Origin of the sequence: Actinophytocola sp. (assembly GCF_035634895.1) — a bacterium.
GTDB lineage: Bacteria > Actinomycetota > Actinomycetes > Mycobacteriales > Pseudonocardiaceae > Actinophytocola.
Genome location: NZ_DASQCC010000119.1, coordinates 13,622 through 36,205 on the forward strand (window position 1 = coordinate 13,622; position 22,584 = coordinate 36,205).

At 70.7% G+C, this 22,584-nt stretch carries 21 protein-coding genes; 7 read left to right on the forward strand and 14 right to left on the reverse strand.

What is annotated here, in order from left to right; translation table 11 throughout:
- The first annotated feature begins 108 nt into the window (after positions 1-108).
- The 3 genes from VET29_RS16795 (at position 109) to VET29_RS16805 (ending at position 2,709) form a co-directional block, all read left to right on the forward strand.
- Positions 109-309, forward strand: coding sequence for a ferredoxin (locus tag VET29_RS16795; RefSeq protein WP_324921179.1), 201 nt, complete (start codon positions 109-111; stop codon positions 307-309).
- Between the two features lie 5 nt (positions 310-314).
- A complete protein-coding gene (locus tag VET29_RS16800) occupies positions 315-1,613 on the forward strand; it encodes an NAD(P)/FAD-dependent oxidoreductase (protein ID WP_324921181.1) in 1,299 nt (432 codons plus the stop codon).
- A gap of 133 nt (positions 1,614-1,746) precedes the next feature.
- On the forward strand, positions 1,747-2,709 hold the full coding sequence (locus VET29_RS16805; protein ID WP_324921183.1) for a pentapeptide repeat-containing protein: 963 nt from the start codon (positions 1,747-1,749) through the stop codon (positions 2,707-2,709).
- On the opposite strand, the gene VET29_RS16810 is transcribed toward VET29_RS16805, so the two are convergent.
- Positions 2,664-3,395 carry a hypothetical protein gene (locus VET29_RS16810; RefSeq protein WP_324921185.1) on the reverse strand — a complete coding sequence of 244 codons (732 nt, stop codon included), beginning with the start codon at positions 3,393-3,395 and terminating at the stop codon, positions 2,664-2,666. The genes VET29_RS16805 and VET29_RS16810 overlap by 46 nt on opposite strands.
- Before the next feature lie 118 nt (positions 3,396-3,513).
- Positions 3,514-4,485 carry a hypothetical protein gene (locus tag VET29_RS16815; protein WP_324921188.1) on the reverse strand — a complete coding sequence of 324 codons (972 nt, stop codon included), beginning with the start codon at positions 4,483-4,485 and terminating at the stop codon, positions 3,514-3,516.
- 140 nt (positions 4,486-4,625) lie between these two features.
- Between VET29_RS16815 and VET29_RS16820 the strand changes: the two genes are divergently transcribed.
- Positions 4,626-6,059, forward strand: coding sequence for a gamma-aminobutyraldehyde dehydrogenase (locus VET29_RS16820; RefSeq protein ID WP_324921190.1), 1,434 nt, complete (start codon positions 4,626-4,628; stop codon positions 6,057-6,059).
- On the opposite strand, the gene VET29_RS16825 is transcribed toward VET29_RS16820, so the two are convergent.
- The 6 genes from VET29_RS16825 to VET29_RS16850 all read right to left on the reverse strand — a co-directional run bounded on the left by VET29_RS16825 (position 6,056) and on the right by VET29_RS16850 (position 11,673).
- Positions 6,056-6,199 (reverse strand): hypothetical protein, encoded by a 144-nt coding sequence (locus tag VET29_RS16825; RefSeq protein ID WP_324921192.1) that lies wholly within the window; start codon positions 6,197-6,199, stop codon positions 6,056-6,058. The genes VET29_RS16820 and VET29_RS16825 overlap by 4 nt on opposite strands.
- Before the next feature lie 94 nt (positions 6,200-6,293).
- Positions 6,294-7,487 (reverse strand): saccharopine dehydrogenase family protein, encoded by a 1,194-nt coding sequence (locus VET29_RS16830; protein WP_324921194.1) that lies wholly within the window; start codon positions 7,485-7,487, stop codon positions 6,294-6,296.
- 97 nt (positions 7,488-7,584) lie between these two features.
- Positions 7,585-8,385, reverse strand: a complete 801-nt coding sequence (locus VET29_RS16835) for an ABC transporter permease (RefSeq protein WP_324921196.1) — start codon at positions 8,383-8,385, stop codon at positions 7,585-7,587.
- Entirely contained in the window at positions 8,385-9,302 is a 918-nt protein-coding gene (locus tag VET29_RS16840; RefSeq protein ID WP_324921198.1) for an ABC transporter permease, read from the reverse strand. The genes VET29_RS16835 and VET29_RS16840 overlap by 1 nt, the downstream gene beginning before the upstream one ends.
- Positions 9,299-10,438 carry an ABC transporter ATP-binding protein gene (locus tag VET29_RS16845; RefSeq protein WP_324921200.1) on the reverse strand — a complete coding sequence of 380 codons (1,140 nt, stop codon included), beginning with the start codon at positions 10,436-10,438 and terminating at the stop codon, positions 9,299-9,301. Before VET29_RS16845 ends, VET29_RS16840 begins: the two co-directional genes overlap by 4 nt.
- A gap of 20 nt (positions 10,439-10,458) precedes the next feature.
- Entirely contained in the window at positions 10,459-11,673 is a 1,215-nt protein-coding gene (locus VET29_RS16850; RefSeq protein ID WP_324921202.1) for a spermidine/putrescine ABC transporter substrate-binding protein, read from the reverse strand.
- Positions 11,674-11,791: 118 nt separating this feature from the next.
- On the opposite strand from VET29_RS16850, the gene VET29_RS16855 reads away from it, so the two are divergent.
- Both VET29_RS16855 and VET29_RS16860 read left to right on the forward strand, forming a co-directional pair.
- Positions 11,792-12,229: an Lrp/AsnC family transcriptional regulator gene (locus VET29_RS16855; RefSeq protein ID WP_414636516.1), complete on the forward strand. Its 438-nt coding sequence runs from the start codon at positions 11,792-11,794 to the stop codon at positions 12,227-12,229.
- Between the two features lie 79 nt (positions 12,230-12,308).
- Positions 12,309-13,661 (forward strand): aspartate aminotransferase family protein, encoded by a 1,353-nt coding sequence (locus VET29_RS16860; RefSeq protein ID WP_324921207.1) that lies wholly within the window; start codon positions 12,309-12,311, stop codon positions 13,659-13,661.
- A gap of 4 nt (positions 13,662-13,665) precedes the next feature.
- Here the strand turns inward: VET29_RS16860 and VET29_RS16865 are convergent, their stop codons facing one another.
- Positions 13,666-14,832: a serine/threonine-protein kinase gene (locus VET29_RS16865; RefSeq protein WP_324921209.1), complete on the reverse strand. Its 1,167-nt coding sequence runs from the start codon at positions 14,830-14,832 to the stop codon at positions 13,666-13,668.
- A gap of 44 nt (positions 14,833-14,876) precedes the next feature.
- Between VET29_RS16865 and VET29_RS16870 the strand changes: the two genes are divergently transcribed.
- Positions 14,877-16,451: an NAD(P)/FAD-dependent oxidoreductase gene (locus VET29_RS16870; protein WP_324921214.1), complete on the forward strand. Its 1,575-nt coding sequence runs from the start codon at positions 14,877-14,879 to the stop codon at positions 16,449-16,451.
- A gap of 188 nt (positions 16,452-16,639) precedes the next feature.
- Here the strand turns inward: VET29_RS16870 and VET29_RS16875 are convergent, their stop codons facing one another.
- From VET29_RS16875 to VET29_RS16895, 5 genes are all read right to left on the reverse strand, one after another.
- On the reverse strand, positions 16,640-17,059 hold the full coding sequence (locus VET29_RS16875) for a hydrolase (RefSeq protein ID WP_324921216.1): 420 nt from the start codon (positions 17,057-17,059) through the stop codon (positions 16,640-16,642).
- Entirely contained in the window at positions 17,056-17,499 is a 444-nt protein-coding gene (locus VET29_RS16880; RefSeq protein WP_324921219.1) for a response regulator, read from the reverse strand. Before VET29_RS16880 ends, VET29_RS16875 begins: the two co-directional genes overlap by 4 nt.
- Positions 17,492-19,027, reverse strand: a complete 1,536-nt coding sequence (locus VET29_RS16885; protein WP_324921224.1) for a sensor histidine kinase — start codon at positions 19,025-19,027, stop codon at positions 17,492-17,494. Before VET29_RS16885 ends, VET29_RS16880 begins: the two co-directional genes overlap by 8 nt.
- The gene (locus tag VET29_RS16890; RefSeq protein WP_324921226.1) at positions 19,020-20,195 is read right to left on the reverse strand and encodes a PP2C family protein-serine/threonine phosphatase; all 1,176 of its coding nucleotides are present in this window, start codon (positions 20,193-20,195) and stop codon (positions 19,020-19,022) included. Before VET29_RS16890 ends, VET29_RS16885 begins: the two co-directional genes overlap by 8 nt.
- Before the next feature lie 105 nt (positions 20,196-20,300).
- Positions 20,301-22,514 carry a hypothetical protein gene (locus VET29_RS16895; protein WP_324921228.1) on the reverse strand — a complete coding sequence of 738 codons (2,214 nt, stop codon included), beginning with the start codon at positions 22,512-22,514 and terminating at the stop codon, positions 20,301-20,303.
- Positions 22,515-22,584 lie beyond the last annotated feature (70 nt).

Consider the following 22,584-nt stretch of genomic DNA (forward strand, 5'->3'; position numbering starts at 1 on the left):
TTGCGGAGCGAACCATGAACACCCACGACGCCACCGATCCCGCGGAGGGCGCCGGAGGAGCGGAGCCTGCGAAGCGTTCCGACGCCACGCAGCGGGTGAGGCGGCGGCATGAGTAGGTATCGGGTGAGCGTGGACAATGACCGCTGCCGCAGGTATGGCATCTGTGCCGCCGAGGCCGGACAGCTGTTCCGGCTGACCCCGAACGGCAACCTGCGCTACCTGCGCGCGGTGCCGTCGGAGGCGTTGCCGGCCGCGAAGGCGGCGGTGCGCAGCTGCCCGACGCTCGCGATCGAGTTGGAGGAGAGGTAAGACCAATGGCGGAACGCATCGTCGTCGCCGGCGCCGGCCCGGCCGGCCTGCGGGCGGCGGAACGGCTGCGGGAACGGGGGTTCGGCGGCGAGCTCATCGTCGTCGGCGAGGAACCGTACCGGCCTTACCACCGGCCCGGGCTGATCAAGCCGCTGCTGGCCGGCAAGATGCGGCCACGCGACCTCCGGCTGCCCGTGCTCGAGGAGCTGGACGCGACCTGGCGGTACAACACCCGCGCGTCGCACCTCGAGCCCGACGAGCACCTGCTGCACCTGCCGGGCGGTGAGGAGATCCGCTACGACGGCCTCGTCATCGCGACCGGCGCGCAGGCCCGCCACCTTCCCGGCGCTCCCCGGCACGACCCGCGCGTACACGTGATGCGGACGATCGCCGACGCGGTGGCCGTGCAGAAGAACCTGTCCCGCACCCGGCACCCCGTGGTGATCCTGGGTGGCGGCTTCGTGGCGTGCGAGCTGGCGTCGGCCGCCCGCGCCATGGGCCGGGACGTGACGATGATCGTGCGCGGCCCGTCCCTGCTGCGGCACGTGCCCGGGGAGGACTTCAGCCGGACGATCAGCGCGCTGCACGAGGCCAACGGCGTGCAGGTGCTGACGAAGGCGTGGGTGCACCACTGGGTCCCCCAGCCCGACGGCATCGCGATGCACCTGAACACCGGCCAGGTGGTCTTCGCCGGCTGTGTGGTGCTGGCGGTGGGCAGCGTGCCGGCGGTGAGCTGGCTGCGCGGCTCTGGCCTGATCCTGGACGACGGCATCATGTGCGGGCCGACGTGCCACGCCATCGGCGCGACGGACGTCGTGGTCGCCGGCGACGCGGCCCGCTGGCCGAACCTGCGCTTCGACACCGCGCCCCGGCGCGTCGAACACTGGCTGAACGCGGTGGAGATGGGCCGCGCCGCGGCCGAGAACCTGCTCGCGGGCCAACAGGACGCGAAGCCGTACACGCCGCTGCCCCGCTTCTGGACCGACCAGCACGGAATGCGCATCCAGGGCGCCGGCACACCCGCCCTCGGCAAGGACACGGTCCTGCTGACCGGCCCGGTCGAGGTGGGACGCCGGGTGACGGGCTACGTGACCGGCGGCAACCTCGTGGGCCTGATCGGCTGGGACACCCCGCCGGCCATGCTGAAGTGGACGAAGGAACTGGAGCTCCAGACGACGAAGGCGATGCGCCTCCGCATGGCCCGCCGCTCCCCCCGCCCAGCCCCGTCCGAGACGACGACCCGCCTCCCCCTGGCCCGCCTGACCCCCACCTACGACGAACTCCCCCCAGTCCGCCGCCCCTAAAACCGCGAGTCCCGCGTTCAAACACAGCGAGTCCCGCGTTCACGCATACCGAACTGCGGTTTCGTGCAGACGCCGTGTGTACGAAAACGCGACTCGGTAGGGGTGAACGCGGGACTCGCGGGGGTTTGGGATCATGCTCGGCGTGTCGCGTGCGTTGTCGAGCAGGACGATCGTCGTGTGGTCCGTCGGGCTGGGGGTCGCGGCGCTGGTGGCGGTGACGCTGCTGTGGGTGTTCCTCAGCGGTGACGACCCGGCCGACAGCCGCCGCCTCGACGCCGTGCGGACGGCGTCCAGCCTGGTCATCGGTGCGGGCGGTGCGGCGGCGCTGCTGCTCGCGGCGCGGCGCCAGCGGTACGTGGAGCTGGACCTGGAGCAGAAGGAGCACGACGCCGACGAGCGCCGCGCCACGGACCTGTACGGCAAGGCGGCCGACCAGCTGGGCAGCGACAAGGCGCCGGTGCGGCTGGCCGGGGTGTACGCGCTGGAGCGGCTGGGGCAGGACCAGCCACGGCATCGCCAGACGGTGGTGAACCTGCTGTGCGCGTACCTGCGGATGCCCCACCCCTCGCCCGAGAACCGCGAGGAGCACCTGGTCCGCGGCACCGTGCAGGGCGTGCTGGAGTCCCATCTCCAGCCGGGACCCCTCTTCTGGCCGGACATGGACCTGGTCCTGCAGGGCGCGGAGCTGGACTACTTCTGGTTCCGCGGCTGCCAGGTCCGCAAGGCTGACTTCGGCCAGGTGACCTTCAACGTGATCGCCGCCTTCCGCGACACGACGTTCACCGCCCGCGCCTACTTCACGGGAGCCCGCTTCGCCGGCGCGGCCGACCTCCGCCAGGTGACGTTCCTGGAACGGGGAGTCTTCCGCGACAGCCGGTTCGACGACGACGTCGAGTTCGGCGCCGAGCCGGCCGGGGGACGCACCGTGGACCTGTCCGGCGCCACGGCCGCCCCGACGGCGGAGAAGCGCCAGTGGCCGGCCGGGTGGGGCGACGAACCCGACCCGGACGCCCCGGACCGGTTACGCGTCGTCCGTCAGCACCCGGACGCTCAGAGCGGGGCCGACCACTCGACGGTCACGTGGTCCGGTTCGTAGCTCGTCGTCGCGCCGTGGTCCGCGGCGGTTTCCTTCAGGACGGTGGGATCCTCGGGCGAGGTGCCGGTGACGGTGACGAACAGGTCGCCGTCCTCGGTGGTCACGACGATGCGGACCGCGGACGGGAACTGGGGCAGCACCTCGTAGAGCAGCGACTCCAGCGCCGGCGGCGCGGGCAGGTCGACGCGCCCCTCCACCTCCGGGCTCGCCGGCAGCTCCGGGTCCAGCGCCGTGAGCACGTCCGCGATCGAGCGGTCGCCGCCGAACACGTGGGTACGGAGCTCGCGCAGGACCCGGTCCATCTCGGCCGTGACGAGACGTAACGCCGGGGCCGCGGACGGGTGCCGGGCCGCCGCCGACTGGAGAGCCAGGCTGATCCCGAACAGGTCGCGCACCGTCGTCGCCCCCAGGTCCTGGGCGATGCGGTCCGCTTCCCGCAACCGGACGAGCTGCTCGGCGGACCGGTTCTCCCACAGGAGCTGTGCCCTGGTGGCCTCGACCCACCGCCCCAGCGTGGCGACCGCCGCGACGCCGAGGATGACGGCGAGGCCGGCGGCGGGGATGGCCACGAGGTGCGCCCACGACGTCGTCGTCGTGAGCCAGGCCGCGACGAACGTCACCAGGAGCAGCAACATCACGCCGGCTACGAGGACGTAACCGCGCCATCTGAGCGTGCTCAGCCGCATGCGATTAATCGTAGTTGCCCAGGCCGAACGCACAACCCGTTGCACAGCAAGGGAAACAATTGTCAAGTCGGATCTGTGGGAAACCAACAAACCGTCTCGTGAACAAGTGCGCACAGTCCTATCGACATGACCACCGCACCGGGACCGTGCCTTCGTCGTCCAGCGGTGACACGAAACCACCGGCGTCGTGATCGTTCACGGCCGTCACCGACCCGGGGAAGTAACCCGGCGGCGCCGGCAGTGACACCGGGGTGGTTCCCGACCACAGCAACGGTTCCCCGTTCGCCCCGGCACCCACGGCGACACCCGCCCGGTTCACCGCCACGGCGCTCACGCCACCCGCGTAGACCCGCACCCGCCCGTCCTCGACACCCCAGCCGGCGGCCACCTGACCGGGCTCGCCGAACGCGCCGACAGCCCAGCCGTCACGTACCTCCCGCACGTCCCCGACCGCGACCGGCACCCGCACACCCGACGGCGTCCACGCGTAGGTCTGCCACCGCATCACCGCGCCGTCGAGGATCCCGGTCCGCGCCACGACGGTGCCGTCCTCGTCGATCGCCGGCCTGCCGAACGGTCCGGCGCCGGGCGGCATCGCCAGCACCCGCGCCGTCCCGCCCGCCGACCAGACCACCAGCGCGACCCCGTCGTAGCCGACGGCCTCCCCCCGCCCGTTGACATCCAGCGCGAGCGAGCGGCCGGCCGTCTCCGGCAGGTACTCGAACCGCCCCGAGAAGCGCCCCGAGAACCGGATCGCGTGCAGCCGCCCGTCGTCCCCGGTCACGGTGCCGACCGCGACCCCCGACGCGTTGACCGCCTCGAACCGCGTGTCCAGCTCGAACGCGCTGCCGTGCATGACAAGGCGACCGTCACGCCACAGCAGTCCCTCGTCCGGGTCATACGCCACACCAGCGAGCCAGGCTCCGTCACCCCCGGTCACCTGTCCGTCAACAGTGTTGGCAGGCAAGGAAAGCAGCTCCGGCAGCCACGCACACCCGGCCCGAGAGGGCCCCACCGCGGCCGCGGGCGCGACCACGGACATCCCCACCACGGCGAACAACACGACCACCGCACGCCTCAATTCGATCATACGTTCGAATCTACTCGAACACCCTCCACCGTGCGACCGTTTTCGATCATGTGGTCGAAAGTAATCGCGAGCGTCGCCGGTTACGGAAACAGTTGTTCGAGGGCTTGTCTGCTGCGGATTCAGTCGCGAAGATGGCAGTCATGAGCGAGAAGCGTGTACTGCGGAACTTCATCGACGGCACGTACAGCGACCCGGCAGACGGTCGGTACACCGACGTGGTCGATCCCAGCACAGGCGAGGTGTTCGCGTCCGCGCCGCTGTCGGGCACCGAGGACGTCGACCGCGCGATGCGGGCGGCCTCGAAGGCCTTCGAGCGGTGGCGTGCCGCCGAGCCCAAGCAACGCCAGCTCGCCATGCTCAGGTTCGCCGACGCCATCGAGGCCCGCGCCGAGGAGCTGGTCGACACCGAGTGCCAGAACACCGGCAAACCCCGGCAGCTGACGCTCGACGAGGAGATACCGCCGGCTGTCGACCACTTCCGGTTCTTCGCGGGCGCCTCCCGCCTGCTCGAGGGCAAGTCCGCCGGCGAGTACATGACCGGTCACACCAGCTACGTCCGCCGCGAGCCCATCGGCGTCTGCGCACAGGTCACGCCGTGGAACTACCCGCTCATGATGGCGGTCTGGAAGATCGCGCCCGCCATCGCGGCCGGCAACACGGTCGTGCTGAAGCCGTCGGACACCACGCCCGTATCGACGCTCCTGCTCGCGGAGATCGCGGCGGAGCACTTCCCCGCCGGTGTCTTCAACGTGGTCTGCGGCGACCGGGACACCGGCCGCGCGCTCGTCGCGCACCCGACACCCCAGCTGGTGTCGATCACCGGCTCGGTTCGCGCGGGCCGCGAGGTGGCCACGACGGCCGCCGCCGACCTCAAGCGCGTCCACCTCGAGCTCGGCGGCAAGGCGCCGGTCGTGGTCTTCGACGACGCCGACATCGCCGCGGCGGCGGAGGCCATCGCGGTCGGCGGCTACTTCAACGCCGGCCAGGACTGCACGGCGGCGACCCGCGTGCTGGCGGGCCCCGGCCTGCACGACGAGCTGGTCGCCGCGCTCGCCGAGCAGGCACGCAACACCCGCACCGGCCCGCCGTCGGACCCGGACGTCCTCTACGGGCCGCTGAACAACGCGAACCAGCTGGCCCGCGTGCGTGGCTTCGTGGACCGGATCCCGGACCACGCGTCGCTGGAGACCGGCGGCACACAGGTCGGCGACCGCGGCTACTTCTACTCCCCCACCGTGGTCTCGGGCCTCCGGCAGGACGACGAGCTGATCCAGGACGAGGTCTTCGGCCCGGTGATCACGGTGCAGCGCTTCACCGGCGAGGCCGAGGCCGTGGCCTGGGCGAACGGCGTCGAGTACGGCCTCGCCGCTTCGGTCTGGACCAGGGACCACAGCCGCGCGATGCGGATGACGGCCGCGCTTGACTTCGGCTGCGTGTGGGTGAACACGCACATCCCGTTCATCTCCGAGATGCCGCACGGCGGGTTCAAGCACTCCGGCTACGGCAAGGACCTCTCGATGTACGGGCTGGAGGACTACACCCGCATCAAGCACGTCATGCACAACATAGGTTAGGTCTCAGCGGGCAGCCGCTCGACAATCTCCTTGTCGGGCGGCTTCTCCGGCTCCTTGCCTGCCGGCTCGGGTGGGCGGGCCAGGTGCTCGCGCAGCATCCGCTCGCGGATCGCCTTCGCCTGGAGTCGCTGCCGCAGCATGGTGCGCTCCTCTCCTCACCGTCAACGGTAGAACGATGCGGCCGGGAGGGCTCCCGTATTTCGCGAAGCTCGCGGAGCGAACATCGAGACCGGGCTACTCCCTGATGCCCCAGGGCGAGCCGTACTCCTTCAGCAGGTTCAGGAAGGGAACGGCGTCGAAGGCCTCCGGGCCGAGCACGCCGGCACCTGACCACTCGCCCGACGCCAGCAGCTCCAGCGCGACCACCGGGTTGATCGCCGTCTGCCAGGCGACGGCCTGGTGGCCGTACTCACGCATGGACCACTCGTTGTCGACCACGTGGTACAGGTACACCTCGCGCGGCACGCCGGCATGATCGAGACCACGGACCCACGTGCCGGCGCACGTCCTGCCCCGCATGCGCGGCCCGAGGCCGGCCGGGTCGGGCAGGCACGCCGCCACGACGTCCCGGGGTGAGACGGACACACCCCCGACCCGCACCGGATCCACCGAGGACAGGCCGAGCTTGTGCAGTGTGCGCAGCACCTCGATGAACTCGTTGCCGAGGCCGTACTTGAACGTCACCCGCTTCGCCTGCACCCAGCGCGGGATCAGCAGCACCTCCTCGTGCTCCACGTTCACGCACTCGACCTGGCCGATGCCCTCCGGGAAGTCGAACACCTCGGGCTCGGAGAACGGTTCCGTGGTGTACCAGCCGCGGTCCGCCTCCCAGATCACCGGCGGGTTGAGGCACTCCTCGATCGTCGTCCAGATCGAGAAGGTCGGGGCGAAGTCGTAGCCGTCGACGACCAGGTTCGCGCCGTCCCGCACGCCGATCTCGTCGATGGTGGAGAACAGGTGGTCGGCGGCGTACCGGGCGAAGACGTCCGAGAGCCCCGGCTCCACACCGATGCCGACGAGCGCGAGGCGTTCCCGCTCGGCCCACAGCGAGCCCTGCGCCAGCTGGTCGTCGCCCAGCTTGACGCCGGTACGCGAGTACGGCGCCGCGGCGTCCGGTGTGGACAGTGACATCGCCATGTCCAGGTAGTCCGCGCCGCCGGCGAGCGCACCCTCGAAGATCGGCATCACGAACCGCGGGTCGACGGCGTTGAAGACGTGGGTGATGCGGTGTGCGCGGCAGAGGTCGGCGACCGCCGCCGAGGACGACGCGTCCACGGTCACCGACGAGAAGCGGGCGTCCACCACGCAGGCGTCGGCACGCGCGGCGGAGTAGTCGGCGACCACGTAGGACTCGAAGAACTTCCGCCGTGCGGCGATGGCCACCGCCGCGGAGCCGACCGCCCCGGCGCCGATCTGCAGAATCCTCATGACACCCCTCGCCCGGCATATCGACGACAAGCTCCGGTCGATCGATGACTCGCTCCGCAAGCTCCGGTCGATCGATGACTCGCTCCGCGGGCCTCACTCATACGAACCGCGCCTTCCGCCGGCCACGCAGCTGCACGACCACCACGAGCACGAACGCCAGCAGGAACACCGCCGTGCCGATCACGTTGACCTGCCGGGGAATCCCGCGTTGCGCCGCGCCCCACACGTACATCGGGAAGGTGACCGTCGTGCCGGAGTTGAAGTTCGTGATGATGAAGTCGTCGAACGAGAGCGACAGCGACAGCATGGCCGCCGCCGCGACGCCGGGCAGCACCAGGGGAAGCGTGACCTTCCGGAAGGTCTGCCACTCGTTGGCGTACAGGTCCATCGCCGCCTCCTGCAGTCGCGGGTCGAGCGTCGCGAGCCGGGCCTTGACCGTGACGACCACGAAGGACAGGCAGAACAGGATGTGTGCCACCACGACGGTCCAGAACCCGAGCGGCACCCGCAGTGTCACGAACAACGCGAGCAGCGAGGAGCCCATCACGACCTCGGGCGTGGCCATCGGGAGGAAGATCAGCACGTTCGTCGCGCCGCGACCGCGGAACCGGTGCCGTGCCAGTGCGAACGCCATCAGCGTGCCGAGCACCGTGGCGACGATCGTCGCGACCAGCGCGATGCCGACGCTGACCCGCAGCGCGTCGCCGATCCCGGCCGCGCCGAAGGGATGCAGCCAGTACTCGAACGTCCACTGTGGAGAGAGGTCGTACGAGAGCCGGTTGGCGGGCTTGTTGATCGACAGCAGGAACACCACGACGATCGGCAGGAACAGGTACGCGAGCACGAGCAGGCCGACGACGAGCACCCAGTGGTTCGCGACCCAGCGCCAGAACCGCATCACACCACCTCATCCGTTCCGGCCGCGCGGACATAGCTGAACACCATCACCAGGATCGTCGCCATCAGCAGGAACGACAGCGCGGCGGCCTGGGGATAGTCCAGCCGCACCAGGAAAGCCGAGTCGATCACGTTGCCGATCATGTACTCGTTGGGGGTGCCGAGCAGCTCCGCGTTGATGTAGTCGCCCGCGGCGGGGATGAAGGTGAGCAGGGTGCCGGCGATGAGGCCGGGCATCGACAGCGGCAGCGTGACCCGGCGGAACGCCGTGGCGGGCCGCGCATACAGGTCGCCCGCCGCCTCCAACAGCCGGCCGTCCAACCGTTCCAGGCTCGCGTACAGGGGGAGCACCATGAACGGCAGGAAGTTGTACACGAGTCCGCACACGACCGCGGCCGGCGTCGCGAGCAGCCGGAAGTCGTCCGGCACGAACGGGATCGCGCGGAAGAAGCCGACGACCGGCCCGCTGTCGGAGAGGATCGACTTCCACGCGAGGGTGCGTACCAGGAAGGTGGTGAAGAACGGCGCGATGACGCAGACCAGCATCAGGTTCCGCCACCGGCCGGCCTTCAGCGCGATCGCGTACGCCAGCGGGTAGCCGAGCACCACGCAGATGATGGTCGCGATGCCCGAGTACAACGCGGACCGCACGAGATGCGGCCAGTACGCGGTGATCGCGTCGATGTAATTGCCGACCGCGAACGTCTGCGTGTAGCCCAGCTCGAGGCTGCCGGACCGGTCGTACAGGCTGGTGCCGGCGAGCTGGACGGTCGGCACCACGAAGAACAGCAGCAGCCACAAGCCGCCGGGTAGCAGCAGCAGGTACGGGACCCACCGCCGCCGGCGTAAGCCGGGGGGCGGTGGTTCGGCGGCGGCGGTCGGTCCGGGACCGGCCGCCGCCCCGACGATCGCGGTCACGGCGCGACCCCGAGGGGGTCGGCCGAGTACTGCGCGATCTCGTCGCCCTCGCCGAGACGCCGGTCCAGCACGAACGAATGCGGCGGGTACCAGTGGGCGACGACCTCGGTGCCCGGCGAGAGCGGCTCCCCTGCGGCCGCGTTCGCCGAGAACACCGACATCTCCTGCCCCCAGGGTGTCCTCAGCAGGTACTCGGTGCTCACGCCCGCGTAGCAGGTGTCGGTGAGCACGCCGTGGACCTGGTTGTGGGTGGCCGGCGTGTCCTCGCCGGGCAGCGCGAGCCGTACCTTCTCCGGCCGCACGCCGAGCCACACCCTGCCGTCGGTCGAGTGCGCGCGGGCGCTCGGCGCCGCGAACCGTTCCCCGTGCGAGGTAAGGAGAAGGTCGGCGCCGTTCGTGCCGGACACCTCCGCGGCGAACAGGTTGGACTGGCCGAGGAAGTTCGAGACGAACGGCGACGCGGGGAACTCGTAGATCTCGGTGGGCGCGCCGAGCTGCTCGATGCGGCCGTCGTTCATGACCGCGACCGTGTCGGCCATCCACATGGCCTCCTCCTGGTCGTGGGTCACGTGCAGGAAGGTGATGCCCACCTCGGTCTGGATGCGCTTCAGCTCGATCTGCATCTGCCTACGCAGCTTGAGGTCCAGCGCGCCGAGCGGCTCGTCGAGCAGCAGGACCTGCGGCTCGTTGACCAGCGCGCGGGCCAGCGCGATCCGCTGCTGCTGGCCGCCGGAGAGCTGTGCTGGCTTGCGCTTGGCGAACCCGGGCAGCTGCACCAGCTCCAGCATCTCCGCGACCTTCGTCGCGGTGTTCCGGACGCCGCGCTGGCGCAGTCCGAACGCGACGTTGTCCTCGATGTTCAGGTGCGGGAACAACGCGTAGCTCTGGAAGACGGTGTTGACCGGCCGCCGGTAGGGGCGCAGCTCGGTGATGTCCTTGTCGCCCAGGCGGATCGTGCCCTCGGTCAGCTCCTCCAGCCCCGCGACCATGCGCAGGGTCGTGGTCTTGCCGCAGCCGGAGGCGCCGAGCAGCGCGAAGAAGCTGCCCTGCGGCACGGTGACGGACAGGTCGTCGACGGCGGTCACCGACCCGAACCGCTTGGTGACGTTCTCGAGTACCAGGTCGTCGGTGTTCATGGTCGCTCCGCTCTGATCCACTACGCTCCGATCACCTGCTGGAACCGCTGCTCGTAGATCCGTTCCTCCGCCTCGTTCAGCGCCATGAACACCTTGGCGCTCGACAGCGTGTCCTCGCTCGGGAAGATCAGCTCGTTCTCGGCGAGCTCGGGATCGATGTTCGCCATCTCGTCCTGTGCGCCGACGACCGGGCAGATGTAGTTGACGTACGCGGCCAGCTCGGCCGCCACCGCCGGCTCGTAGTAGTAGTTCATGAACGCCTCGGCGTTGCCTTGGTGCGTGGCGCGGTTGGGGACCTCCATGTTGTCCGACCACAGCATCACGCCCGAGTCCGGCGTCACGAACTCGATCTTCTCGTCCTCGAAGTTCAGCTGGATCACGTCGCCGGACCATGCCACGCACGCCGCGATGTCGCCCTTGGCGAGGTCCTGGGCGTAGTCGTTGCCGGTGAATCGGCGGATCTGTCCGGAGTCGACGGCCCGCTGGAGCCGGGTCAGCGCGTCGTCGAACTGGTCCTCGGTGAAGTTCGACGGGTCGTGGCCCATGGACCCCATGATCAGGCCCATGGTGTCCCGCATCTCCGAGAGGCACGTGACCTTGCCCTTGAGGTCCGGCCGGGTGAGGAGCTCCTCGACCGAGCGGACCTCCCTGGCCACGTTCCCGTTGAACGCGATGCCGGCGAGGCCGGTCTGCCACGGCACGGCGTACTCGGTCTTCTTGTCCCACGGGCGGCCCCGGAGCGAGGGCAGTAGGTTCGCCTCGACGTTCGGCATCTTGTCCATCCGGAGCGGCTGCACCCAGCCGAGCCGGATCATCCGCGCGGCCATCCAGTCGGTGAGGACGATGATGTCCCGGTCGATCGCCTGGCACGTGGAGAGCTGGTTGCGGATCTTGCCGAAGAACTCGTTGTTGTCGTTGACGTCCTCCTGGTACGTCACCTGGATGCCGGTCCGGGTGACGAACTCGTCCAGGGTGGGCCGCTTGGCCTCGTCGTCCTCGTCAACGTCGATGTACAGGGGCCAGTTGGAGACGGCGAGCTTCCTGTCGGTGCTCGACACGTCGGCGCCGCGGCAGGCGGCGGGGTCCTGGCGCGTGCCCGGCATGCCGCAACCGGTGGCCGCCAGGGCGGTGGCGGCCACCAGGCCACGCAGGACGGTCCGGCGCGACGGCCGGTTCAGTCCCGACAGGAGTGCCGCCGCCTCGGGGGATGGTGCGGTTGGCGCCCTGGTTCGCATGGCGACTGATACTGACACGCACATGGGACATGGACAAGGGATTCCGTTGTCACAGTCGCGCTACGCAACGAAATACGCCAGACTCATGGCGTTCACAAGGGGAGGATGCATGGCGGATCTGGACGATGTCTCCAAGGCGATCATCGAACAGTTGCAGGAGGACGGTCGGCGTCCGTACGCCACGATCGGGCGCGCGGTGGGGCTCTCGGAGGCGGCCGTGCGGCAGCGTGTCCAGCGCCTGCTCGACGCCGGCGTCATGCAGATCGTCGCGGTCACCGACCCGATGCAGCTCGGCTTCCCACGCCAGGCGATGGTCGGTGTCCGCACGTCAGGGGACCTGGAGTCGACCTCGGACAGGCTGGCCGAGATCGCCGAGGTCGACTACGTGGTGATCACCGCGGGTTCGTTCGACCTGCTGACCGAGGTGGTCGCCCGCAACGACGACCACCTGATGGAGATCCTCAAGGAGATCCGCGCGGTGGACGGGGTCGTGAGCACCGAGACGTTCGTGTACCTGAGACTGCGGAAGCAGACGTACTCCTGGGGCACGGCCTAGCTACGGATTCCGTAGCCCTGGATCCGATTCACAACGCTAACCGCTTGCCCGAGGCCGGTTCATGTGCGGTAATCGAAGCATGGCCGACAACCTCTGGATGCACTTCACCCGTATGTCGTCCTACGCGGACGCCCCCGTGCCGACCATCGCGCGCGGCGACGGCCCGTACGTCTGGGACACCGACGGCAAGCGCTACCTCGACGGGCTGTCGGGCCTGTTCGTGGTGCAGGTCGGGCACGGCCGGGAGGAGCTGGCGGACGCGGCGGCCAAGCAGGCACGGGAGCTGGCGTACTTCCCGATCTGGTCGTACGCGCACCCGAAGGCGATCGAGCTGGCGGAGCGGCTGGCGTCGCTGACGCCCGGGGACCTCAACCAGGTGTTCTTCACGACCGGCGGCTCGGAGGCGGTCGAGAGCGCGTGGAAGCTGGCGCGCGCGTACTTCAAGCTGGTCGGCAAGCCGACCAAGCACAAGGTGATCTCGCGGGCGATCGCCTACCACGGCACGTCGATGGGGGCGCTGTCGATCACCGGCCTGCCCGGCCTGAAGGCGGACTTCGAGCCGCTGGTGCCGTCGACCGTCCGGGTGCCCAACACGAACCTGTACCGGGCGCCGGCGGGCACCGCCGGTCCCGACGGCACGGACGCGGTGGCCTTCGGCCGCTGGGCCGCGGACCGCATCGAGGAGGCGATCCTGTTCGAGGGCGCGGACACGATCGCGGCCGTGTACCTCGAGCCGGTGCAGAACTCCGGCGGCTGCTTCCCGCCGCCGCCCGGGTACTTCCAGCGGGTGCGGGAGATCTGCGACCGGCACGACGTGCTGCTGGTGTCGGACGAGGTGATCTGCGCGTTCGGGCGGCTCGGCGAGTACTTCGGCGCGACCCGGTACGGGTACCAGCCGGACATCATCACCTGCGCGAAGGGCCTGACGAGCGGGTACGTGCCGCTGGGCGCGATGCTGGCGAGCGACCGGATCTTCGAACCGTTCCGGAAGGGCACCAACTCCTTCGCGCACGGCGTCACGTTCGGCGGCCACCCGGTGGCGTCGGCGGTGGCGCTGGCGAACCTGGACCTGTTCGTCCGCGAGGACCTGAACGGGCACGTGCGGAAGAACTCGCCGCTGTTCCGTGCCTACCTGGAACGCCTCACCGACCTGCCGATAGTCGGCGAGGTCCGCGGTGACGGCTACTTCTTCGGCATCGAGCTAGTGAAGGACAAGGCGACGAAGGAGACGTTCAGCGAGGAGGAGTCGGAGGCGCTGCTGCGGGGCTACCTGTCGAAGGCGTTGTTCGAGAAGGGGCTGTACTGCCGGGCGGACGACCGCGGCGACCCGGTGGTGCAGCTGGCCCCGCCGCTGATCTGCGCGGAGCCGCAGTTCGCCGAGATCGAGAGCATCCTGCGCGAGGTCCTGACCGAGGCCTCCGCCCGGCTCTGACGGCTCAGCCCGCCTCGGCCTCGGTGTCGTGACCGCGGCCGTTTCCGCCGGACCTGCCCTTTCCGTTGCCCTTGTCCGAGCCCTTGTCCGAGCCCTTGTCCGGGCCCTTGTTCGAGCCATTGGCGGGGCTGTCGCCTTCGGCCGGGGCCACCTGGCCGGCGGCCGGCAGTTCCGCCGGCGCCGGCGCGCCCGTCTCGACCGGTTGCTGCTGCTGCGCCGGTTCCGGTGTCGGTGTCTGGACGACCTGCGCCGGGCTCATCGACGGGTCCCCCGCGACCCGCACGGGCCCCGCGATCAGGGCCATCGCCGCCACGGCGGCCGCGGCCAGCGTGACCATGCCGCCGTAGAGCCTGGCCGGCCGTCGCCTCGGGACGGCCAGCGGCACGGTCTGGCCGGCTTCCAGTGCCCGCATCAGGGCCACGCACTGCTCGGCGTCCGGGCGTTCGTCCGGGTCCATCGCCGTCATCGCGGTCAGGACGGCCCGCCACTCGTGGCCCCAGGCCCCCGGGATCCGCGGCGCGCGGGTCAGTCTGGCCAGAGCCATCTCGATGTCGGTGCCGGTGTACTCCGGTTCGCCGGTCAGGCACTCCAGCAGGACGAGGCCCAGCGCGTACACGTCGGCCGCCGGGCCGGTCGAGCGGTCCTCGATCTGCTCGGGCGCCAGGTACGCCGCCGTGCCGACGAACTCGTGGGAGTCGGTGAGGTGTGCGGCGCCGACCGCCCGCGCGATGCCGAAGTCGGCCAGGTAGCACTCGCCCTGGTCGTCGAACAGGACGTTGGACGGCTTGACGTCACGGTGGACTATCCCCCGCTCGTGGACGTAGGCGAGGGCCTCCGCCACCGTCGCGCCGATCTCCGCCACCCGGGACGGCAGCAGGCACCCGGTGTCCAGCCGGTCCCGCAGGGTGCCGCCGGTCGCCAGGCTCAGCACGAGGAACGGCCGTTCACCGTCGAAACTCATGTCGAAGACGGTCAGCAGGGCGGGGTGCGACAGGCCGCCGAGCAGCTCGGCCTCCGCCATGAACCGCCGCAGCCCGGTGCCGTGCGTGGTGGCGCGGTAGCGCTTGATCGCGACTTTCCGTTCGAGGCGGAGGTCCCACGCCTCGAACACGTCCGCCATCCCACCCCGCCCCAGCCGGGGTCCGAGTCGGTAGCGACTGTCGACGATCACGTCGGTGAATACCCCCGGCTCAGCGTGTGGAAACGTGACCGTCCATGAAGGATGTGGACGCGGTCGTGATCGGCGCCGGGCACAACGGGCTCGTCGCGGCCAACCTGCTGGCCGACGCCGGGTGGCGCGTGCTCGTCTGCGAGGCGACGGCCGCCCCGGGTGGCTCGGTGGCCTCCGCCGAGCTGGCCGCGCCGGGGTACGTCGCGGACCTGTGCAGCGCCTTCTACCCGCTCGCGGCGGTGTCGCCCGCACTGGGGTCCCTGCTGCTCGAGGACCATGGGCTGCGATGGCGGCACGCACCGGCCGTCCTCGCGCACGCGTTCCCCGACGGCCGGCAGGCGCTGCTTGCTCGGCATGTCGAAGACACGGCCAGTTCGCTCGCCCGGTTCAACGCGGCGGACGGCGACGCGTGGCACGCGGAGTTCGCGTTCTGGCAGCGGGTGCGCGACGACGTGCTGGACGCGGTCCTGACGCCATTCCCCCCGGTGCGGGCCGGGCTGCGGCTGGCCCGCGTGCTGGGCGCGGGTGGCCTGCTCCGGTTGGCCCGGATGTGCACGCTGCCGGCGCGGACGCTGTCGGCCGAGCGGTTCGCGGGCGAGGGCGCGATGGCGTTGATCGCGGGCTGCGGGCTGCACACGGACCTGGGCCCGGACACGGCCGGGAGCGGCGTGTTCGGCTGGCTGCTGACGATGCTCGGGCAGGAGGCCGGCTTCCCCGTGCCGGAGGGCGGGGCCGGCCAGATCACGGCGGCGCTGGTGCGACGGCTCGGTCCCGAGCTCATCCACTGTGGACGTCCGATCACGTCGGTGCTGGTGGCCGGCGGGCAGGCGCTGGGCGTGCGGGACGCGGACGGTGAGGTCGTACGGGCGCGGCGGGCGGTGCTGGCGGACGTGCCGGCGCCGGTGCTGTACCGGGAGCTGGTCGGCGAGACGCACCTGCCGGCCCGGCTGGTCGCCGACCTGGCGAACTTCCAGTGGGACGACGCGACGGTCAAGGTCGACTGGGCGCTGTCCGGACCGATCCCGTGGTCGTCGCCCGCGCTCGCCGGAGCGGGGACCGTGCACCTCGGGGCGGACGTCGACGGGATGGCCCGGTTCGCGTGTGAGCTGGCGTGCGGGCGCGTGCCGGACGACCCGTTCGTCCTGTTGGGCCAGATGACCACGGCCGACCCGACGCGATCGCCCGCCGGGACGGAGGCGGTGTGGGCGTACACCCATGTGCCGCGAGGTCGGGAGTGGACGCTGGACGGGCTGGCAAGACGGGCGGACCGGATCGAGGAGGTGGTGGAGGCGCAGGCGCCCGGGTTCCGTTCCCGGATCGCGGCCCGGGTGGTCTCGGGCCCGGCGGACCTTGCGAGACACAACCCGAGCCTGGTGGAGGGCGCCATCAACGCCGGCACCGCGGCCATCCACCAGCAACTGGTGTTCCGGCCCGTACCAGGCCTGTCCCGCGCCGACACGGTCATCGACCGCCTGTTCCTGGCCGGCGCCGCGGCCCACCCGGGCGGCGGCGTACACGGCGCCCCCGGCGCCAACGCCGCCCGAGCAGCCCTGGCCCGCCACAACATCCCCGGCTACCACACCATGATCAACACCACCCACCACCTCCTCCACCACTAACCCCTCGCGAGTCCCGCGTTCACCCATAGCGAGTCCCGCGTTCGGACATGCCGAACCGCGGTTTCGTGCACAGGAGCGCGGGGCCGGACCGCACGAAACCGCAGTTCGGTGTGCCTGAACGCGGGACTCGCGGTGTTTGAACGCGGGACTCGCGGGTGCCTGAACGCGGGACTCGCGGGGGGCCGGGGCTAGGTGGGGGTTTGGGTTGTTACTCGTTTGAAGCCGACCAGGGTTCGGTAGCTTGGTCTGGCGGCGAAGGTTGCCAGGTTCCAGAGGGTTGGGCGGCCTACCTCGGCGCAGAGGTGTAGGACCTGGTCGTCTCCGGCCCATACTCCTATGTGGGCGCCCCAGGGGTCCCGGGTGGTGTTCACCAGGACCAGGTCTAGCGGGCGGGGGACCGTCACGCGTTGCGTCGCCGACGTGTCCGTCCACAGCTCGCTGGAGCGTAGCTCCGGGGGGTTCAGGCCGAAGTGCCTGAGGACCTCGAACGCGAACAGTTGGCAGTTCGCGCCCTCCGCCAGCCCGGGACGCTCCCGCACGACCGGTGCACCCGGATAGCGGGCACCAACGTACCGGACATCCCAGTAGGCGTCCGGCAGCTCGATCATCCGGGTAGTTTCACCACCGTCACGAAGAAGTCGTCAATCTGGCGGATCACGTCGATGAAGCGGTCGAAGTCGACCGGCTTCGAGACGTAGGCGTTGGCATGCAGCGAGTAGCTGCGGAGGATGTCCTCCTCCGCCTCGGAGGTCGTCAGCACCACCACGGGGATCACCCGCAACTCGGGATCGGCCTTCAGCTCGGCGAGCACCTCACGGCCGTCGCGGCGTGGCAGGTTCAGGTCCAGGAGGATCAGCCCCGGCCGCGGCGCGTCGACGTACCGGCCTTCGCGGTGAAGGAACTCCAGCGCCTCCTCCCCGTCCTGCACGACGTGCAGTTTGTTGCGGATCTTGTGGTGCTCGAACGCCTCGCGCGTCATGAGCACGTCGCCGTCGTCGTCCTCGACGAGCAGCACGTCCACCACGTCCAGGGAGATAGGGTCAGCCATCGGTTTCCTTGTCCTCGTCGAGCACGGGCAGAGTGAAACAGAACCGCGACCCGGATTCCACCGAAGTGTCCAGCCAAATCCTGCCACCGTGGTACTCCACGATCTTCCGGCACATCGCCAGCCCGATGCCGGTGCCCGGATAGTCCGCCTTGTTGTGCAGCCGCTGGAAGATCACGAAGATCCGCTCCGCGTAGTCGTCGTCGATGCCGATCCCGTTGTCGGCCACGGCGAACTCCCAGAAGTCGCCGTCCCGGCGGACCGTGACCCGCACCTTCGGCGGTTGCTCTCCGTGGAACTTCAGCGCGTTGCCGACCAGGTTCTGGAACACCGTCGTCAGCAGCGGGACCTCGGCCGACACCCGCGGCAGCGGGTCGGCGTCGATGTCGGCGCCCGTCTGCTCGATCGAGTACGACAGGTTCGCGAGCGCCTGCTCAAGCACCGCGTCGCACGACACCAGCACCGGGTCGCGCACGATCCGGCCCACCCGGCTGAACGCCAGCAGGTCGTTGATCAGGATCTGCATGCGCTTCGCGCCGTCGACGGCGAACGCGATGTACTGGTCGGCGCGCTCGTCGAGCTGCCGCTTGTACCGGCGTTCCAGCAGCTGGCAGAAGCTCGCGACCTTCCGCAGCGGTTCCTGCAGGTCGTGCGAGGCGACGTAGGCGAACTGCTCCAGCTCCGAGTTCGACCGCTCCAGGTCGGTGCTGCGCCGGTCCAGCTCGGTGTGCGCGACCTTCAGCGCGGACAGCTCCTGCAGGATCCGCTGCCGCATCACGTTCACGTCCGCGCCGAGCTCGCGGACCTCACGGGGACCGCTCGGCTCGACCGGGTGCTCGAAGTCGCCGCGCGCGACGACGCGGACCTCCTCGGCCAGCCGGGAGATGGGCCGGATCGCGGCACGGCGCAGCCCGACCGCGAGCGCGGCGATGATCAGCGCGAACACCGCCGCGATGCCGAGCAACACCACGTTCACCGTGGTCGCGGCGCCGTCGAGGGTGTTCGTGGCGTTCACCCGCGCCGAGTCGAGCCGCTCCTGCAGCCCGTCCAGCGCGTCGCGGACCCGGTCGAAGTACTCCTTGCCCTGCTCGACCGACGTGCTCGGCGCGGGCTGACGGGTACGCGCGATCTCGGCGATCGTCGGCTGGGCGTAGGCCTCGCGCCACTCGCCCGCGCGCTCGGCGACACGGGTCAGCTGGGTTTCGGCGTCCGGCAGGTCGCCGAGCAGCCCGTGCAGCCGCGCCGCCGCCGTGTTCTGCGCGGTGACCCCGATGATGTAGGGGTTGAGCACGTCCTCGTCGGCGCCGAGCGCGTAGCCGCGCACGCCCGTCTCCTGGTCCACCAGCGCCGACTCGAGCAGCAGCGACTGCTGCAGGGCGGGGTCGATGCGCTGGACCACCGTGGTGCGGGCGTTGGCGAGCCGGCTCAACGCGAGCCCGCCCACGACCAGCGCGGCCAGCAGGAACACCGCCAGCGCCATCAGGCTGACGTTGATGATCCGCCGCAGCGGCCAGCGCTTCGTGTCATCCATGACTGAGCGCCACCACCGCCATGTCGTCGTCGAGTGCGCCGCCGTTGAGCTCCTGGACGGCGCTGATCACCTGGTTGAGCAGCGCGTCGTCACCGAGACCCTGACGGTGCGCCGCGTCGACGAGCTCGATCAGCCCGTCGACGTCGAGCCGTCTTCGCCGCGTGCCCACCCGGCCCTCGATCAGCCCGTCGGTGTACATCAGGACGGTCCACCGGTCCCCCAGCTCGACCTCGCTGCTCGGCCAGCGCGAGCCGTTGCCGACGCCGACCGGGGTGCGGACCGGCGCCTTGAGCTCCCGCACCTCGTCGCCCGTGACCAGCAGCGGGGGCGGGTGGCCGACCAGGTGCAGCGTGCCGCCGCGCCGCGACGGGGCCACCGACAGCATGGAGAGCGTGGTGAACAGGTTCGACTGGTACCGCTCGTGGGTGAAAACCTGGTCCACGACCGTGAGCACCTCGGTCGACGGCCGGGCGGCCAGCACCAGCGACCGCCACGCGACGCGCAGCGACACACCGAGCGCGGCCTCGTCCGGCCCGTGCCCGCAGACGTCGCCGACCACGGCGTGCACGGTGCCGTCGGCGGTCTCGACCACGTCGTAGAAGTCGCCGCCGAGCAGGAGCCGCTGGCCGCCGGGCGAGTACCGCGTGGTGACCCGCAGTCCGGTGTCCGCCACGATGGGTGTCGGCAGCAGGCCGCGTTCGAGGCGGCCGTTCTCCTCGGCGTAGATCTGGGCGTCACGCAGCTGGCGCTGTAACGAGTCGGACCGCTCGCGCTCGACGGCGTACCGGATGACCCGGTCGAGCAGCGGCCCGTCGACCTGGCCCTTGACCAGGTAGTCCTGCGCGCCGAGCCGGACCGCCTCCTCGCCGAGGTGCTCGTCGGACAGGCCGGTGAGCACGACGACCGCGATCGAGGGCACGTTGTTCTGGAGCCAGCGCAGGCCGTCGAGCTGGTAGGTGTCGGGGAGGCCGAGGTCGAGGAGCACACACGTGGCGTCCTGGACGGCGGTCTTGGCCTCGGCGAGCGAGCGCACCCGGCGCAGATCGAAGATCTTGCCGGTCTCGTGCAGCAGTTCCTCGACGAGGAACGCGTCGCCGTCGTCGTCCTCGATCAGCAGCACCCGGGTCGCGACGGGGGTTTCGCGGGTTCCGCTGAACGCACCAACCATGTCCTGGCCTGCTCGTCCCTCACTCCCTGGGTGCCGACCACGACGGTCGATACGGTCAGCACATATTAGTCAGACCGGGGCCGGCAAGTGCGTCGCGGTTGTGTCTCAGTCCACGTGGTGGGCCGTGGTCAGCTCGGCCAGCGCGAGGGCCCAGGCCGGTTCCACGCTGAAACCCGTGTGACGGCGCATGGCCTGGCGCGGGGCGTGGACGCCGTCGGCCGGGCACGGGTCCAGCAGGCGCCACTCGTTGCCGCAGCGGCGGAGGCCGGTCGCCGGGTCCAGCTCGTCGACGCGGTCCTCGGCCGAGCCGAGACGGTGCGACCTGAACTCCGGCCCGTCCGTCCGGTTCCAGCTCAGCACCGGGCCGCCGAAGGGATCCGTCTCGCGGTACAGGGACACCCAGCGGCCGGACAGCACCTCGTCCTTCAGCCAGCACAGGAAGCGGTAGTTCACGTACGCCGGGAACGCCCGCGCGTAGGCGAGCTGGAGCTGCGAGCCGTACGTCAGCAGCGCGACCCGCGACCGGTACCGCTCGTCCAGTCTGGTCAGCGCGGCCGCCGCGATCATGCTGCCCTGGCTGTGCCCGGCCAGCACCAGGAACGTGCCGGGCTCCCGCACGTGCCACTCGATCCGCTCGCGCAGGTCCTCGATCACCTTCGGCGAGTACGGCGGCGGCACCAGCGGGTGCACGGCCGCCGGCCAGAACGCGATCACGTCCCACACCACGCACGCCGCCCGCCGGATCGCGCTGTCACCCACCGCCCTGCGGCCCAGGTAGACGAGGAACCCGCCCAGCAGCACCAAGGCCACCGTGCCCACGGTCACCAGGTCCGGGCCGGGCAGGTCCCGGCAGTCCGACAGCCACGTCCCGCTCGGCCGGCACACCGTCGCGCCCATGTCGCCGGCCGCCTCGGCCACGGCGGCGGCGGTCAGCACCGTGCCGGCCGCGGCGAGCACGATGGCCGGCCACTGCACCGAGAACTTCAGCCGCCCGGCCCACCAGGCCCGCGCGACCGCGCGGGCCTGGTCCGCCGGCAGCAGCTCCTCGCTCGCCGACGCCCGCACCATCGCCGCGAACCGCTTGCCGGACAACAGCATCCGCGCGGCGAGGAACAGCACGAGCACCACCACGAGCACGACCGCGACACCCGCGGCGAACGCGATCCGCAGGTAGAACAGCGGCAGCGTCATCGACGAGGCATCCCCGGCCGGGCGCAGCAGCCGGTACACGCCGTAGCCGAGGGCGGCGGTGAAGCCCACCCCGAGGAACATGCCGAGCGCGGCCACGACCGGGCTGGTCATACCACCGAGAAACCGTCGGAACGGCCGTGGCACACCGGGCTCACGGGTCCGGAGCGCCAGCACGGCCGCGGCCAGGATCAGCACCACGAGCGACAGGAGGGCGAGCCCGGCCGCCCACCGTCCCAGGTCGCCGATGCCGGGCAGGATGCCGCGCCGGCTCAGCGGAAAGTCGCGCACCAGGCCCATCGCGACCACGGACGCGACCAGCACCGCGACGCCCACGTACAGCATGACGACCGGCATCGCGACCACGAAGAACGTCGGCACGGCACCGCGTTCGCGCGGGTCGCCGACCAGTGCCGTGTGGACGACCGTCCAGCCGAGCAGCACGACCGCGACCCAGTACAGCCAGCTGGTGCCACCGAACTCACGCACGAGCGACGCGGCGAGCACGGACAGGATGGTCAGCCCCGCCGTCAGGTGCAGGTGCCGGAGGGCCGGCATGTCCTTGTCACCGGTGTAGAGCTCGCCACCCGCGAGCGCGGTCACGGCCTCGTCCGGTAGGGACACACCGTCCATCCGCCGGAGTGGTCCGACCAGGAACCGGATCACCAGCAACGCGACCACCGCCGCGGCGAACCCGCCGACCAGCCACCAGCGCGGGTCGCCGGAACGACCGCCCGCCCCGGTCCACTGCCACGCGAACAGGTCGACCGCGGCGTGGGCGAACGCGAGCACGACGAGTCCGGTGAGGACGATCGCGAGCACCCGCAACGCGGCCCGCGCAACGGTTTGCGCGCCGTTGCCCCGGCCGTTCGGCAGCATGAAGTACGCGGCGTTGACCAGGCCGAACGGCACCAGCGCGAGCCACAGCGCCTGCCGCCACGTGCCGGAGGTCTGGGGCGCCCAGTGGTATCCCTCGATCACGTGCCCGTCCGCCGCGCGGACCTCGTCGCCCGCCGCGTCCACCGGTCTGAAGAACCGGCCGTCGGTGTCCCCGGCGACCTGCTTCACGAGTGGATGGTCGAGCATGTCCACCGGCGGCGTCCCACTCACGCCGTGGACGCGCAGTTCCACGAACACACCCCGTGGTCGCGTGACACGGCCGGATCGTTACGGCCGGATCGTTACGGCCCGGCCCCGGCCC